The 14,386-nt window shown below is 59.6% G+C and carries 19 protein-coding genes and 1 pseudogene; 14 read left to right on the top strand and 6 right to left on the bottom strand.

What is annotated here, in order from left to right; all coding sequences use genetic code 11:
• Nucleotides 1-618: 618 nt before the first annotated feature.
• Complete coding sequence (locus tag JQ592_RS36775) at nt 619-2,208, bottom strand: recombinase family protein (RefSeq protein WP_211407593.1); 1,590 nt, start codon at nt 2,206-2,208, stop codon at nt 619-621.
• 187 nt (nt 2,209-2,395) lie between these two features.
• Here JQ592_RS36775 and JQ592_RS36770 point away from each other — a divergent pair, with 187 nt between their 5' ends.
• Nucleotides 2,396-2,602, top strand: a complete 207-nt coding sequence (locus JQ592_RS36770; RefSeq protein WP_211407592.1) for a hypothetical protein — start codon at nt 2,396-2,398, stop codon at nt 2,600-2,602.
• A 408-nt stretch (nt 2,603-3,010) separates the two neighbouring features.
• Here the strand turns inward: JQ592_RS36770 and JQ592_RS36765 are convergent, their stop codons facing one another.
• Nucleotides 3,011-3,232: a cold-shock protein gene (locus JQ592_RS36765; protein ID WP_211407591.1), complete on the bottom strand. Its 222-nt coding sequence runs from the start codon at nt 3,230-3,232 to the stop codon at nt 3,011-3,013.
• A 965-nt stretch (nt 3,233-4,197) separates the two neighbouring features.
• Here JQ592_RS36765 and JQ592_RS36760 point away from each other — a divergent pair.
• From JQ592_RS36760 to JQ592_RS36740, 5 genes are all read left to right on the top strand, one after another.
• Complete coding sequence (locus JQ592_RS36760; RefSeq protein WP_211407590.1) at nt 4,198-4,380, top strand: hypothetical protein; 183 nt, start codon at nt 4,198-4,200, stop codon at nt 4,378-4,380.
• A gap of 363 nt (nt 4,381-4,743) precedes the next feature.
• Complete coding sequence (locus JQ592_RS36755) at nt 4,744-4,986, top strand: DUF6894 family protein (RefSeq protein ID WP_211407589.1); 243 nt, start codon at nt 4,744-4,746, stop codon at nt 4,984-4,986.
• 72 nt (nt 4,987-5,058) lie between these two features.
• Nucleotides 5,059-5,193: a hypothetical protein gene (locus tag JQ592_RS38690; protein WP_283816235.1), complete on the top strand. Its 135-nt coding sequence runs from the start codon at nt 5,059-5,061 to the stop codon at nt 5,191-5,193.
• 676 nt (nt 5,194-5,869) lie between these two features.
• The gene (locus JQ592_RS36745; RefSeq protein WP_211407588.1) at nt 5,870-6,460 is read left to right on the top strand and encodes an RNA ligase family protein; all 591 of its coding nucleotides are present in this window, start codon (nt 5,870-5,872) and stop codon (nt 6,458-6,460) included.
• 489 nt (nt 6,461-6,949) lie between these two features.
• Entirely contained in the window at nt 6,950-8,233 is a 1,284-nt protein-coding gene (locus JQ592_RS36740) for an amidohydrolase family protein (protein ID WP_246821010.1), read from the top strand.
• A 203-nt stretch (nt 8,234-8,436) separates the two neighbouring features.
• Here the strand turns inward: JQ592_RS36740 and JQ592_RS36735 are convergent.
• Nucleotides 8,437-8,537 (bottom strand): annotated as a pseudogene (locus JQ592_RS36735) (transposase); the annotation flags it as partial.
• A gap of 298 nt (nt 8,538-8,835) precedes the next feature.
• Between JQ592_RS36735 and JQ592_RS36730 the strand changes: the two are divergent.
• From JQ592_RS36730 to JQ592_RS38810, 3 genes are all read left to right on the top strand, one after another.
• Nucleotides 8,836-9,000 carry a hypothetical protein gene (locus tag JQ592_RS36730; protein ID WP_211407587.1) on the top strand — a complete coding sequence of 55 codons (165 nt, stop codon included), beginning with the start codon at nt 8,836-8,838 and terminating at the stop codon, nt 8,998-9,000.
• The gene (locus tag JQ592_RS36725; RefSeq protein ID WP_211407586.1) at nt 8,997-9,221 is read left to right on the top strand and encodes a hypothetical protein; all 225 of its coding nucleotides are present in this window, start codon (nt 8,997-8,999) and stop codon (nt 9,219-9,221) included. Before JQ592_RS36730 ends, JQ592_RS36725 begins: the two co-directional genes overlap by 4 nt.
• Nucleotides 9,222-9,382: 161 nt before the next feature.
• Nucleotides 9,383-9,700 (top strand): NAD(P)H-binding protein, encoded by a 318-nt coding sequence (locus tag JQ592_RS38810; protein ID WP_349630523.1) that lies wholly within the window; start codon nt 9,383-9,385, stop codon nt 9,698-9,700.
• 156 nt (nt 9,701-9,856) lie between these two features.
• On the opposite strand, the gene JQ592_RS36715 is transcribed toward JQ592_RS38810, so the two are convergent.
• Nucleotides 9,857-10,603 (bottom strand): C13 family peptidase, encoded by a 747-nt coding sequence (locus JQ592_RS36715; RefSeq protein WP_246821006.1) that lies wholly within the window; start codon nt 10,601-10,603, stop codon nt 9,857-9,859.
• A 250-nt stretch (nt 10,604-10,853) separates the two neighbouring features.
• The gene (locus JQ592_RS36710) at nt 10,854-11,318 is read right to left on the bottom strand and encodes a MaoC/PaaZ C-terminal domain-containing protein (protein WP_211407585.1); all 465 of its coding nucleotides are present in this window, start codon (nt 11,316-11,318) and stop codon (nt 10,854-10,856) included.
• A gap of 515 nt (nt 11,319-11,833) precedes the next feature.
• Here JQ592_RS36710 and JQ592_RS36705 point away from each other — a divergent pair.
• The 5 genes from JQ592_RS36705 (at nt 11,834) to JQ592_RS38875 (ending at nt 13,753) form a co-directional block, all read left to right on the top strand.
• Entirely contained in the window at nt 11,834-12,046 is a 213-nt protein-coding gene (locus JQ592_RS36705; RefSeq protein WP_211407584.1) for a hypothetical protein, read from the top strand.
• Nucleotides 12,047-12,426: 380 nt separating this feature from the next.
• Nucleotides 12,427-12,879, top strand: coding sequence for an Hsp20 family protein (locus JQ592_RS36700; protein ID WP_211407583.1), 453 nt, complete (start codon nt 12,427-12,429; stop codon nt 12,877-12,879).
• Nucleotides 12,880-12,962: 83 nt separating this feature from the next.
• Entirely contained in the window at nt 12,963-13,286 is a 324-nt protein-coding gene (locus tag JQ592_RS36695; protein WP_211407582.1) for a hypothetical protein, read from the top strand.
• 22 nt (nt 13,287-13,308) lie between these two features.
• Entirely contained in the window at nt 13,309-13,527 is a 219-nt protein-coding gene (locus JQ592_RS36690; protein WP_211407581.1) for a hypothetical protein, read from the top strand.
• A 1-nt stretch (nt 13,528) separates the two neighbouring features.
• The gene (locus JQ592_RS38875; RefSeq protein WP_211407580.1) at nt 13,529-13,753 is read left to right on the top strand and encodes a Lar family restriction alleviation protein; all 225 of its coding nucleotides are present in this window, start codon (nt 13,529-13,531) and stop codon (nt 13,751-13,753) included.
• Here JQ592_RS38875 and JQ592_RS36680 read toward each other — a convergent pair.
• The gene (locus JQ592_RS36680) at nt 13,682-14,224 is read right to left on the bottom strand and encodes a tyrosine-type recombinase/integrase (protein WP_246821003.1); all 543 of its coding nucleotides are present in this window, start codon (nt 14,222-14,224) and stop codon (nt 13,682-13,684) included. The genes JQ592_RS38875 and JQ592_RS36680 overlap by 72 nt on opposite strands.
• Between the last annotated feature and the right edge of the window lie 162 nt (nt 14,225-14,386).

The following is a 14,386-nucleotide window of genomic DNA, read 5'->3' as shown; positions in this document are numbered from 1 at the left end:
GCTGCATTGCTTTTGCCGGCATCGGAAGAAGCTGGCGCGCCCGGAACGATTCGAACGTCCGACCCTCAGATTCGTAGTCTGGTCCGGGCCGTTGAAATTGCTAGGATTTGTTACCGTAACGCGAAGCTCAATCCCTCAAGAGCATGCAAATTCAGCCTTGTCGCTTGGGCGGTGTTACCGGGCATCGATCAGTGCTGATCGTCAGGTGGCGGAGAGAGTGGGACTCTCTGCCACCCAACGAAAGATGCCAAAATCCGCAGAAAAATCAGCCTGTTACGGACGCCCGATATTCGGACCGTGTACCACAAACGTGTACCAGGGACAAGCGTGTCAGCGAGCCGGACGCAGCGACCGAATCCCTGGAAGGCGATGCTTCGTCAAACGCAGTACAGGCGTTTTCCGGTGACGACCGGACGAACTGTGCCCCGCCTCGGCGGGGCATTTGCGCAGTCCGATGCCGCGGCAACGAAAGCGCCGCATCAGAGGACTCACCTGAGCAGAAAGCTAAAGCGATCTGGCCGCTGCAGACCGTAGAACGGCGCTGTCTCGACCTGTGCGCGCCCTGCGATAGTGGGCACCAGCTGCTCGATCTCATCGCATCGCAGGGATGGATGACTGTCAATGGGAGCAAAGCCGCGGTTCGCGGGCCAGCTTCCGCCTTAACCCATGGATCAGTTCCGCTGCACTCTTGAACCTGAGCCGATATCGCTTTTTCACGACCGCTTCGGTCATGATCAGCGGACGCTCCGGAAGGCCGGTCACAGACGTTAAGATGAAGTCTACGGGCTGGCGGTTCTGCTCATCCAACCTGACCATGACCGCGAGACCAGGACGGGCCTTCGAGCCACGCCGCAGTGTCCACGCCAGGCAATGCCTTTGAGAATGTTTCCAGGATCGGACCACGCGTAGCGATACGAAAGACCCATCTTTCACAGCCATGCAGCCACCGGCTCGCTCCGCGATGAGATCAGGACCCACGCCCGGCACGCGGCCGATGATCTCGGCAGCTAGCTGCTTGATCAGATTGGCACGCTCGCCGCGCGTGTCCAGGTAGCTGTAGTCGGCATCCGGAACGTAGCCGATCAGCGCATAGGCGTTACGAAGGCTGCCGAACCTCCGCTCGTACAGGTCGGCGCTGGGGGCTCCCTTTACTCGATTGATCGCGTTGTGAGACAGCGTGCCCAGCCGGTGCTGAAGAACGCGCAGTATCTTGAGCAGCTCGTCCGAGGACACCCGGTGCCGTAGTCGTCGCTCAATAATCCGTTGAGCGGCGTCAAAGACGTTCCGCGGCACAATCTGCTCAAGTGCGGCAACCCCTCGTATCCATTTGGCCTTGGCGTTAATGACACGGCGCCCTCGCAAGTAGTTCGATGTCCGGCAGTAGACCGTATTGCCCGTGTAATTCTCGTTGCGAAGGATGCGACCGATCATCTGAAGATTCCACGGAACGCGGCGATGATTGGCAACGCCTCTCGCGTTCAGCTCGCGGGCGATAGCGGTCTCCTCCTTCCCGCCGACGAAGCTCTCGAATATCCATCGCACGACCGCGATCTCATCGGGTGGTCCGGCCCGCAGCAATACCCTGTCAGTCTGCAAGGCCTTCTGCTGGCCATGTTCGAGAAATCCCCTTGACTTGCCAGTTGCGTCGATCAGCTCTCTGCGCAGCGCGAAGCCGGGCCGACCGCCCACCCAATAGCCAAGCCCTGCAATTCGGCTCTGCCCCGCAAAAACCTTCGCCGACTGATTCCGGCTGTCCTCCGCTGCCATCAGGCGCTTCATGTTTTTCCAGAGGCCGGACATCGGGCTTCCGTCGTTGTCGAAGACCTCGGCGCAATAGAGCACCTTCACACCGGACAACTTGCAAATGAACTCGTAATATGCGCTCTCGTCGGTGTCCTGAAATCTGCCCCAGCGACTGACGTCCCGCACCAGGACATTCCCGAAATCGGCGGCTCCCGATTGAACGTCCCTGATCAAACCGATGAGTCCCCGTCGGTTGTTGATCCTCAATCCGCTGATGCCCTCGTCGATATATGTGCGCACGATCGTGAGCCGATGCTCGGCTGCGTAGCCCGCGATCACAGCCATCTGGTTTGCGATCGAATATTGCTGCCGATCCGTCGACATCCGGACGTACTGCGCAGCCCGGAGCTCGCGCTCCCGACGCCGGGGCAGCTTGGCATGCTGGACAGTGAGCTCTGTTCCCATGGAAGGCTCCCGACCTGTGCAGCTGTCAGCCTATTCCAACCCGCCTGAAAACCAAGAAGTGTGAAGCCGCTCACCTCCGCCGAATCTCTCCTCGCCTACAATAGGAACGTCCCCGTCGGGACGCATATCCGGGAATGGACGAGTCGGGAGGTGGCGAAGCTGGAGGCCGGCCGTGAAGCGCCACGCCATGAGCAAGTATTTCGGTAGTGGCGCCGGCCACGTTCTGCGCCAGCACAACAGCGCCGTGTTGCTGTTCAGCTGGCGCGGCAAGCCCGACGGTTCGGCCCGCTATGTCGAGCGCGTCAACCGCTACGCTCGCAATGGCGCAGAATATCCCAGCCTCGCCGCCCTGCTGCGCGCCGTCGAGGCCGAGCACGCTCCGAGGGTGCCCTGATATGCAGCTGCCCAGCTCAACATCAACGGCACCGCCCCCAGCGACCTCTTGGATCTGTACATCGACGCCAGGCGCGCGAGGCAAGCGATCGGCGCCGGCCTTACATGCTCATGGAGATGATGGCTGCCAAGCCCACGGCGGCCGCACCCCACGCCAGCGCATGCAACATCCAAGGCCGCATTGTCGCCTCCCACAGCATGGGAGGATGCGGGCGGCTCACGTGCGCTGCTTGAGATAGATCAAAGGCTAAAGATGAGCGCCGTTGCCGCGGCCATGGTGAAAGCACCAGCGCCAATGGCAAGCACACGCACTAGAAGTTCTTTGCGCATGCCTCCAATCTTAATCTACGTTAAGAAGGCTGCCTATGCAGTTTGTGCCACATTATCCCGAAGCCAAAGGTCGAGCATCTCATTCACACCGTGCGCGAACTGGCCTCGCCCTTTGAGGGGGCGGTTGTGCTGATCCGCAGATGACCAGCTCATAGCTCACCCTTTGCCCCGCGACTAACGTCTGAAGGCCAGCTTGCTCGACGGCCGACATGTGAACAAATACGTCCTTCCCTCCGCCATCGGGTCTTATGAACCCGTAACCTTTAAATCTATTAAACCAAACGACAGATCCAATCGTCAAAGTACCTCCCGGCGTTCATCGATAGAAAACTCCAACGACATCAGCAGAGCGACGGAATAGTAGTGGCCCGCCATCAAAAACCCCGAGGCCGTTTAGTTAGTCCGCACATCTGTCCGGTCGGTTCTTGGTCGTCGCACAACCCCGCCTCAGTCGGCAGCTGTCCAAAAGACGGCCCCAACTCGGGGCTGGCGGGAGTTGAGGCCGAGGTACTGAGCCAGGGCGTCACGCCAGCTCAGGGCTCCAACAACCTGCATCGGCGGCGGCGAACTAGCGATGGGGTAACTGACGTACCTCGGAAGTGCAGTAACCTAAATTCCCATCTGCGGGTGCCGTACTGTCCGCTTGCTGGTTTCGGCGGAGCTGTTCCAACCCATCTTCGATCAATCGGAGATCAGCATGAACGTGCTTGACTGCGGAGCCGGACACGCACTTGAACAATTCGAGCCGAAGATCTCTCATATCTTCGAGCGCCTGCTGGTTCCTCAAGCGTACGTAAGCCGAGACAATTGCCTTACACGACATGGCTTTCCAAATGCATTAGTGAAAATGAGTTCTCAAAAACACGGCAACTGCAATGAGCCGCGAGCACGCATGTGAATCGGCCAAGATCTCAAATATCATGTGTGTCAAAACCGCACACGGCGAGATTGTAAACTCAGGTCGCAATCTTTGGCAACCTGCGGACAGGCCGGGAGAATACGGAACCGCTTTGCTTCGAGAGTGGACCACATCGGCCCCAGCCTGGAGGTTTTTCCGGATCGAAAAACGAGCTGGGACCGAGAGGTCTGCCACTGTCTGGGCGGCAGACAGAGACAAACGCATCTTCATCCCAAAAAACGATCCCAATTGGATTCACATTTGTGAATCCGATGCAAGAACGACAGCTCCAGCCGCCCCGGGGGTGGATCCGCGGAACCAAGGAACCTTAACATGAGTTAAGCCCCCGGCTTGACCGGGAGGCGCTTATGGCGACGGGCGACTTGGAATGGCTCGCCGAACAGATCGAACTAAAACTGGAGCGGATGCGCGCCGCGACCAAGCGCGAGACGGAAATGATTCAGCGGTCGGTCGAATTGCTTGCCAAGGCCAAAGCGCTGCTTAGCGAGCCGGCCCCCGAGGTCTGGCCATCGAGACGGCCCCAAGAGTGAGGCCGCCTCAGTTGCGGCCATTCCTAACGTCGATCTGCACGCCTCCTTCACGATGAGACGCAGCCGCAGGAACGATCAAGCGGCGAATGAATCCTATAGCAGTTCTCGTCAATCTGGGAACGGCGATGCGATATGTTGCGTACGCGGTCGATGCAGGAGGCGTTGTCCGTGCAGTATATGAAATCGATTGCCCAACCGACAATGACGCCCAAGCTCGAGCCGAGAAATTCTTAGAAGCCCACCCTACTGTTGAGGTGTGGGAGGGCCCTCGCCGAGTTGCTCGTCTGGTGCGTGAGAGCGGAGTAGGACAACAAGGGTGAAGACGCTGGAAAGCGCGCAAGCTACTGCGCGTCGCGGTGTCTCATGGCGCGGTATTATTTCGATCTGATGGACCAAGACGGTCTCGTGGTTGACGAGGAAGGCTCGGAGATTGCGGACATGGAGGGCGTGGAGCAGGAGGCGTCCCGAGCAATGGCGGATGCCGCCCGGGAAAGCTTCCAGCGCCCGATCAAGCCGGGAGAAGCCGCTATTGAGGTCCGCGACGATTTTGGTCCAGTGATGCGGGTCCGGTTCACCGTCCAGATCGAACGCCTCAGGAGACAGTAAGGTGCCTCCGTTACCGCCGTCCCATTGATGTATCGCAACGGTTCTACCCCCTCCGCCCGGTGACGCTGGAGCATGACCGAGCTGGAGAAACAGACCGAAGCTAGAGAAGCCAAGCCGACCCGGCTGGAGGAGTCACGGCGGGTCATTGAGGAGTACACAGCCGAGCTGCGCGCAATCATCCAGAAGCTGCGCCGCAAATTGAACTAAGGCCGCCCTGCCAAGCGCCCAAAAGGTGGCCCCAACTCGGGTTGGAGGGAGCGAACCGGGCCGAAGTTACCCGGCCAGCCGAGGCTGTCTCGCTAGCCCGGACGCAATAACTCGCATGGGCGCCGGCTAACTAACGATTGGGCAACCGGCGTACCCCGGATTTGCAGTTTATACTGCCATCCGTGTCGCTGCTTCGACAGTCGCATAGGTGAAGCGATTCGCATTCCCGCCGAACGTTGCCTATATTGGACTCCGGTCAGTGGAGTTCTCGCGTATGGCTTCGCCAAATGATCGTCTCGACAAGGATTTTTTCACCGTCCTCGAGGAGTTCCGCGACTTCGCGTGGTCGCATTCAACCCGGTCGAGGGCTGGTCGCTCGACGCGTCCGAGGACGTAGCCCACGAGCTCGAGCGCAGGATTACTGCCGAAGGTCACGAGATCTCGGACCCTTGAAGGATTTCGTCGAGAGCCAGCTTGGCCGCTCGATCGGCGTGCAGCTGGCGCTTCCACGCCGATCCTAAAGCACTCGGCTCACTAACCAGACCGCGAGCGAGCAGCAGACCGCAATTCCAAGGTATGGCAATGCAATTGTCATCGGTCCCTCACTGACGAAATCCCGACGCTTAAATCGAGCGCGAGATTCGCATATTCGCGGCCGCGTGACTATCTCGTTCTCATGTCGAAGGCGTTCGAGTTCTGCCTGCCCACCTCCGCCAAGGCCGTCCCCGATGGCCCCGACTGGCTCCACGAGATCAAGTACGACGGCTATCGCCTGCGCGTCGAGCGCAACGGCCGCACTGTGCGCCTGATCACCAGGAACGGGCACAACTGGACCGACCGCTTTCCATGGATTGTGCAAGCGGCGCTGCGCAACCGCGAGCAGCAGTTCGTCATTGACGGCGAGGCCGTGGTGCTCGGCGTCGACGGCGTCTCCGACTTCGACGCGCTGCACTCGCGCCGGCACGACGACGAGGTGCAGCTCTACGCCTTCGACATCCTCGCGCTCGGTGGCGAGGATTTACGCCAGCTGCCGCTCGAAATGCGCAAGACCAACCTCGCCCGGCTGCTGCGCGGCCGGCCGGACGGCATGTTCGTCGCTCCATTTGAGAGCGGCGCGATCGGGCCCGACCTGTTTCGCGCGGCTTGCGACCTCCGCCTCGAGGGCATCATCTCCAAGCGTCGCGATCGCCGCTACATCGCCGGCCGCACGAAGGAATGGGTCAAGGTGAAGAACCGCACGCACCCGGCGATGAGCCGCGAGCTCTAGTAGGTCGCAAGGCCGCTTGCGGAACTAAGGCACTCGTGCGTCCATCTCTCCAGCCCTAACAACGGCGGCCGTTCCGGTAAGCCCGCCGACGCCAAAAGCGTGTTTACAGACGATAGAGAGACCGTGAGGCAAGTGTGATGGCTTCATACGTAGCTGAATAGGGAGGGTACGACTAGTCGGTGCACCTAAGTGATCGGGAGTGGCCAACCGCGCAGCCTCATGCGCGCGCTGACCAGCACTGTCGATGGCGAAAAGGGAGGAGAACAATGGGTACCTGGCTCAGTGAGCGAGAACAGCGTCTCGTCGCGGGCGCGGAGGCGGCATCGGCGGCAACGCCGATTCCCACTCAGATTGTTTCCAACGGCGAGTATCCCGCCCCCGCAAAGCGCTACGCAGAAGAAGGTCGAAGCACGGATCAACGAGCTCGCCGACGTGAACGGCAAGCACCTGGGTCTGAGCCGCAGGCAGTTCCTGCACACGAGTTGCGGCATGGCGTCGGCATTCCTCGCCATGAACGACATCTACGGCAATGTCTTCCAGGTCGCGCCCGCAGAGGCCCGCGAGCCCGAGCTGATGTTGGCGCGCGCGCAAGCCCTCGCCGGCCAGTTCATCTTCGACGTCCAGACCCATTTCGTGCGTGACGACTTCGATCACAAGGAGCTCTTGGGGCTGGCGGACTTTGCGAGCCAGCACTGGAACCCGAAGATGAAGGAGGAAGGCGTCTCCTCGCTCGCCCGCTACAAGTTCCAGAACTACGTGAAAGAGGTCTACTGCGACAGCGACACCAACATGGCACTCTTGAGCGGCGCGCCGTTCGACGATCCGAGCTGGTGGCTTCTGTCCAACGAGCAGATCGTAAAGGCGCGCGAACTCATCAACGACTTCGCCGGCTCGCGCCGCCTGCTGGCGCACAGCGTCATCACTCCCAGGCAGCCCGGCTGGATGGAGGAGGTCGACAAGGCAATCGACGTCTACAAGCCGGACTCCTGGAAGTCCTACACGATCGGCGACCCGCTGGCGCCCTCCAAGTTCCCATGGCGGCTCGACGACGAGCAGCTGATGTACCCATTCTACGAAAGAGCGGTGAAGGCCGGCATCAATACGCTCTGTATCCACAAGGGGCTGCTGCCGCCCGATTACGAGAAGTCGTTCGCCGGCGTGTGGGAATACGCAACCGCTTGGGACATCGGAAAGGCTGCCAAGGATTGGCCGCAGATGAACTTCGTGATCTATCACTCGGCGCTACGGCCATTCCTCGAGCTGCCGGACAAGGCGTGGGCGGAGTTCGAGCAGACAGGCCGCATCCAGTGGGCCTCGGATCTCGCGGAAATTCCGCAGAAATTCGGCGTCACCAACGTCTATGCCGAGCTCGGCACGTCCTTTGCCAACTCGGCCGTGGCGCATCCGAAGTTCTGTGCGGCCCTGGTCGGAACGCTGATCAAGGGCATGGGGGTCGACCACGTCATGTGGGGCACCGACTCGGTCTGGTACGGCTCGCCGCAGTGGCAGATCGAGGCGTTGCGCCGGCTCGAAATCCCTGAGGACATGCAGAAGAAGTACGGCTTTGCGCCACTCGGCGACGCTAACAGCGGCACTAAGCAGCTGATCTTCGCTGGCAACGCAACCAGGTTTTACAAGATTAAACTGAAGGCGGCCGATAACACCAGGATGCCAGCCTTTTCCGAGGACCGCCTCGCAGCGCTCAAGAACGAGTACACCCAAGCTGCGAAGCAACCCTCGAACCTTCGCTACGGCTACGTTCGCGCCGGCTAAGTGCCAATGGTTGCGGCGGTGGAGCGGGCAAGCTTCGCCGGCGCAACGAACGCCCGGCTGCCGGGACAGGGATATCGATCGACAAAATCCAACTTCGGCCTCGGGTCATGAACGACAAAACTCAAGGTGAGCATAATAGGTCCGTTTTCGGGTGCATAGCGACCAGTTGAGCCTGACAGCCGAGCCGTGATTCAACCCAACAGACGCGCTCATAAGATTGGCCCACACGCCCGCACGTCGCCAGCGAACGAACCGATTGTAGCAACGGACCGAAGTTTTCTGGCAGGTCGCGCCATCGTGCTCCACCCATCCTTCCTTGGGAGAGTAGACACAATGAAGCTGATCATAAGTGCTGTCGCCTTTGCGCTGACGGTGCTGCCTTCATCGGTATTAGCGCAAACGACCAAGCCGGACGTCTCCACTGCTCCAAGCGCGCAGAGCTCCGGCGCGGGAATACCGGGTCAACCAGGAAACAAGAGCGGTCCTGCCGTCAAACCAGGAGAGACCGTCGGCTCCAGCTCAGCAACAAACCAGGAGAACCCGACGGTTCGGTCGCAGGACCCGTCTGCGGAACAACACTGTGGCCTCCAAATTAAGCTCCTATGGCAGCTGTAAAGGACATCCGCAAGCAGGCTGAGGTGGCCGAAAAGGCAGCCGCGCGCGCTGCTGATGCCTTTGTGGCAAATCAGATGAAGACCTTGGCCGAGGCATTCCGAGCCCAGGCAGATACCATGAAAAAGAACAAAAAGAAGAAGAAGAAGAAATGAGTTTCACCGTCAAAGGCATGTGCAAGCACGGCGAGCTGGCGCACCGGAGGAAGACCGCCGAAGCGGCCCTCACGAAAGCCAAGGAGCTTGCTAAGATAGGCTGCTATGACGTTCACATCATCACCCCGGAAGGCCGGGACTACGCCTCGTCCGAGTTCGGAGACCTTCCACGATCACCCGTCACGTGGCGACCCATTCAGAAAACCAACCCCCATCCGTGAGCTGGGCCTCGACACTATTCGATGCAGATGCCTAAACGCATCTTCCTCGAGGGAGATGAGATGAAACCGACTGCCGTTGCTAGGCGCCGCTCTCGTTAGAATAAACGACCGCCTCCGCTGGCCGTGCCTGCGTGAGACGGTCTCTCAGTACGAGTTGCGCCATGGCGGCCGCAAATAATCGCCTTGTTACGGTGTTCGGTGGAACGGGGTTTCTCGGCCGCCGCGTTGTTCAACGCTTGCTCCGGGCGCCCGAGTTTTTCGTTCGGATTGCATCAAGACATCCCGAACGAGGCAGACAGCTTTTTGGCCACGAAGACCTACGCCTCCAATCCGTGAACGTCGATCTACGCGACGAGGGTTCTATAGCCGCTGCTGTTGATGGCGCATACGGACGGGGGGCATCGTGTTCATCGACCCAGCCGACGATCCGCGCAAGAAGTAAAAACGAAGCGCAGAGAGCACGACTGAGGCCGACTTAACGGGCGGCCTCTTTCGTCATTCTGGCAAGGGAGCGCGATGTCGCATAGTGGCCCGAATGCGAAGTCTAAGCGAGCAGTCAAATAGTTGCCTATCGGGGGCGACCGGAAACGGCGATGCGCCCGCGAGCAATAACCTCTGCGCTCACGGCGGGTTGTTCAAGGGCGTCCGACGAGCAATGGCAGCACGTCTGCACCGCCCGCCATGAGCGGATTCGACGGCTCGAAATGTTCCCGCAATTCTCGCTTCCGGACGAGTGAGCGCGCATCGAGAAACGCATCCTTCAGGCTGACGGCTTTCCGGAGCGCGACGTTGAAAAAAGCGTCCCCAAAATAGGTCCACTTGGCCTTGTCCTGGCAGCCGAACGACGGATGCTTGTCATCGGCCGCGGTGATGACCAGCACATCGGAGGTCGCGAGGCGCGGGATAAAGACCCCGGAATAACAAGCCGAGATGACCACGACCTTGTGTCGCACACCTGTCTTCGCGAGCATGTCGCGGAGCCGAGATGGTGTAAGCGTTTCTGTCAGCCGCCCCGCTTTGATTGCAAGGCCATCAGGAGATCCATGCGAGGTGAGAATCAAAAAGAGAACATCTTTCTCGGGATCCAAGCGGTTGGCTGCCGTCTGCAACGACTTGGTCAGAGCTTCGATCGTTGCATTTCCCCCTTTCTTGGAATTGTACTCCACGTTGATCGGTCCAGTCTCGAAACGGCCGGCCACAACCTGAGCCGCGCCGGTCGCCTCGGATCTAAACACGCCTTGATCCCCATACAGGCCAAAGGACACCACGCCGACCTTTGCAGCGTCCTCAATAGCGTGTACCGGAGGAACCAATGGCCAGATGGTCAGAAAAAAAGCGACGAGCGGGGCGCCGAGCCGCCTGATCGAGGACCTGGAGGTCATCGCGAACCTCGTTTCGAGATCGCCGCTTCAGAACTGCGGCTCAACACAAAATAGCGGAAAGCCAGTGGATTTTCATCCTTCGGAATGGAAGTGCAAGGGTCCGGACATGGCCGACGGCGACGGTCGATGCGCCTCAAAAAGGTCAGCTTGTCAGGGAGGACCGGAAGCCCCGATCCGGCACATTGAGGGCCGAGTCTGCCCCACAAGAGACATCGGAGCGAAACCAACCGACGGCACCTTGTAGAACGGCTTACGCCGATGCTTTCGCGTCCAGTCGCCTCGCAACGAGGATGGTGCCGATGCATTGCAAGGCGATTTCGTTTCTTTGATTACATAATCGGATTTGATTGCGCACGATGCCGCGATCAGGTTTCGTTTTTGATTCCAGCTTCTCCAAGATAATCGCTTCGAGATTAAGTTCATCTCCCGGGCGTACCGGGTTCGGCAACCTCAGCTCATCCCAGCCCATTCCGGCGAGGACATGGAGAGGCCGAGGCTGGAGCTTGGGCGTAAGCGAGATGAAGACTGCAAACGTGTGGGCGCCCGATGCGGTTAATCCACCAAAAATTGAGCGTGCTGCTGCCTCCTCATCGATGTGGCGCGGTACCGGATCGTATTGCTTGGCGAACTGAATAATCTCTTCCTTCGAGACCAAATACGGACCCGCCTTTCTGGCGGTACCAATTTCGGCATCTTCGAAATATATACGGGTCATTGGTCATTCCTTTGCGAGCGGACTAAACTATAGGGATGGCAAACGCCACTGTAGCCTCGGTGCCGCTCAAGGTCAGCACGTCCGGGTCTGGCCTGATGCTGCCTATCTCGAAGTTCGTCCAAGTGTCGGCTGTCGAGTGTAGACCGGAAGCGCTTGGCGGGGAGCTAGACCGCCGATCTTGACCCGGAACGGACTACGAACGTAGTGGCGTAAAAATTTCGTCCGCGCGGGGAACTGAATCCCGGCCGACTGCATATTCGGATTGCTAAACCCTACGGATTAGGACCCGTAAGCACGAGGTTGTGTCATGCAGCACCGTCGTCGTTTCAAGCAGATACAATCCCTTGAAGAACGACTTTCCGAACAAGCAAAACGCCTAAGAGCCGAAGCCAAATTGCTTCCACCAGGCGCAGCGCGGGACCAAATGATCCGCAAAGCCCGGCAGGCCGAAACAGCCTCTCATATGAACGAGTGGCTTACATCCCCGGGGCGTCGTCCACCAGAATGAAATCGCCATGAAAGGATCTGCAGGCGCATTCCAGGAAAATGCTATGCCTTACTGCGGCACTGTGACCCGGGAAGAGATCGAGGCTGCGAAGCAGGCCTATGAACGAGCGCAGCAAGCGCTAGTGCACACCAGTGAAGTTCTTCGACGTTCCCGAGAGGTATTGGCGCAGTCGTTCAAGATTCTTGGCATCAATCCAGACCAAGAAAGCCCGCAAGAGTAGGGCCGCCTCAGTTGGCGGCCTCTTTCATATGTCGCCTTGTGGGCCCTTAGCCGACCCGAGCTGAGGCATTTACCATGTCGGCTATTTGGACGGAGAGCGGTCGCGGGGCCGGCAACCCCGACCGCCGCTTGTGCCCCCGAGCGGCCATAGAGCGCAGCGAAGCGGATGTGACCTTGCATGACAACAACGCTTAAACCAGGCCGCCCGTTAAGGCGCTAAAATTTTTCGTCACCCTCTTGAAACTTTTTTGCCCGTGGCAGATTTTTTTGGTCGCCGCAGACATGGCGGCCGGGGCGCCTTCGGGGCCCCGAAATCAAGGCGGGCGCCGGAAGGTGTCCGGTGCCAGCTCGTACCCAACTTGCTCTTTGGAGGATTTGGCTATGAGGTATGATTGGACTCCCCTGTGGAGGTCAACCATTGGTTTCGACCGCCTGTTTGATGTTCTCGACGAAGTCCAGCGGACCGCCGAAGAGACCTATCCCCCCTATAACATCGAGCGGCTCGACGAGAACCGCTTCCAAATCTCGGTGGCGCTCGCCGGTTTCACACCGGACGAGGTGGGCCTTACGGTGGAGCAGAATGTCCTTACGTTGGAAGGCCACAAGGCTGAGAAGGACGAGAAGACCTTCCTGCATCGCGGAATGTCGACACGCTCGTTCAAGCGCCAGTTCACCCTGGCTGACCACGTCGAGGTCAAGGGCGCGCACTTCGAGAATGGTCTGTTGGTCATCGAGCTTCAACGCGAGATTCCCGAGGCCATGAAGCCGCGGCGCATCGCCATCGCGGGCGCAAGCGCTGGACAGGTCAAGCAGATCGAGGGCAAGGCCGCCTGAGCAACGCGGCTTGGTTCCGATCGCCGCCGCGCGGATGCTCCCGCGCGGCCACCTTGATGCGTCTTATGATGGGAGGTTTAGCCATGCGGACGACGCCCGCACACGATAACGTCTTCGATTTAAATGCCCTTCTTCATCCCGGCACGGTGTTCTCGCATCCGCGCGAGGTCGTCGCTGACCCGAATTTGAGTCTGGCCGAGAAGCGGGCCATCCTCGCGTCATGGGCTTCTGACGCCTCGGCGATCGCGTCCTGTCCAGCGTTACGCTCACCGGACGGACTAAAGGCGCCTGTTCATATCGACGAAATTCTGGAAGCGCTACGCGCGCTAGACGGAAACGGTCCACGCAACCCGCCGGGCGGCAAGCCCATGCGTCTGCGCTCGGCCGAGCGCCGCGCGGCGGCGTGAGCGAGAGGCCACAAGTGATTCCATGCCTGACGTCACACAGTTGATTCCAGGTCGCTTCTATTGGGTCCTTGTGCGCTCAAGCACGAAACATCCCGAGTGGCAGCCGGCACGTTTCACCGGCACTACTTGCCAAGACGACGGCGCGAAGTGGGACTTCATCGGCTTCAACAGCGACGTCGGTCATCATTTCGTGGAGGTCGTCGACATCGGCCCAGAACTACTGCCCAAACGCTCATGTTAAGATGCCTAGGAAGCCTAGCGACAGCCCAGCTATCGATCCACTGCGCGGATTCCCCATTTCCGTACAACCGCTGCGGCCCTGTCCTTTCTGCGGCAGTTCGGAAGTTTGGATCAACAGCGACATCGATCCAAAATTTGTAGTATGTAAGGAATGTTCAGCGTTCGGCCCCAATGCGCCGACCGTTAGGCAGGCGGCCGAGCATTGGAACAAACGAACCACCCCCTAAGGCGTCCGCGATACATGCCTGCTCCGCGCCGCTCGATCTCGCATATGGGATTTTTTGCCGCAGCGATGTCCGCTCGTGGCCCATCTGCGAAGTTGCGCCTCGGCGGTCGGTAGTCGCCTTGGTCCGCCGAAGGGAATGCGTCCCGAACAGATGCGGGTCCAATCCGATGTCGGCGAGCCAGCGGGATAGGAGGCGGGCATACTGGCGGGTCGTCATGTGTCCGCTTAGCCGCCGGCCAGTGAACAGGTATTCTCCTGACCTCTTGCCCGTAACCCGAAGGTAATCGTCGATTGCCTGCCGGCTCGATTCCGTCAGTTCAAATTTGACTGGCCGGCCGGTCTTCTTCTGTCGGACGGTCGCGCGGTCGGCCGAGTATCCGCCCGGCGCGAGATCATCAACTTTTAAGGCCACGACGTCGCACCCGCGCAGCTTGCTATCGATAGCAACGTTGAACAGTGCCAGATCGCGCATTCGGCCTTCGACCTGGAGCTTGGTTCGGATTGACCAGACGTACTTCGGACGGAGCGGCGGCTTTGCGCCGACGATTTTTCCCTTGGGCCGTGCGTTGCAAGTGGTTTTGCCGAGCTGGCGGTAAGCGGTCTTGCATCAATGTATCCGGCCTTTGATTGGAGC

Source organism: Bradyrhizobium iriomotense, assembly GCF_018129405.1.
Lineage (GTDB): Bacteria > Pseudomonadota > Alphaproteobacteria > Rhizobiales > Xanthobacteraceae > Bradyrhizobium > Bradyrhizobium iriomotense_B.
Note: the sequence above shows the minus strand (reverse complement) of the source record. Positions and strands in the feature narration are given on the sequence as shown.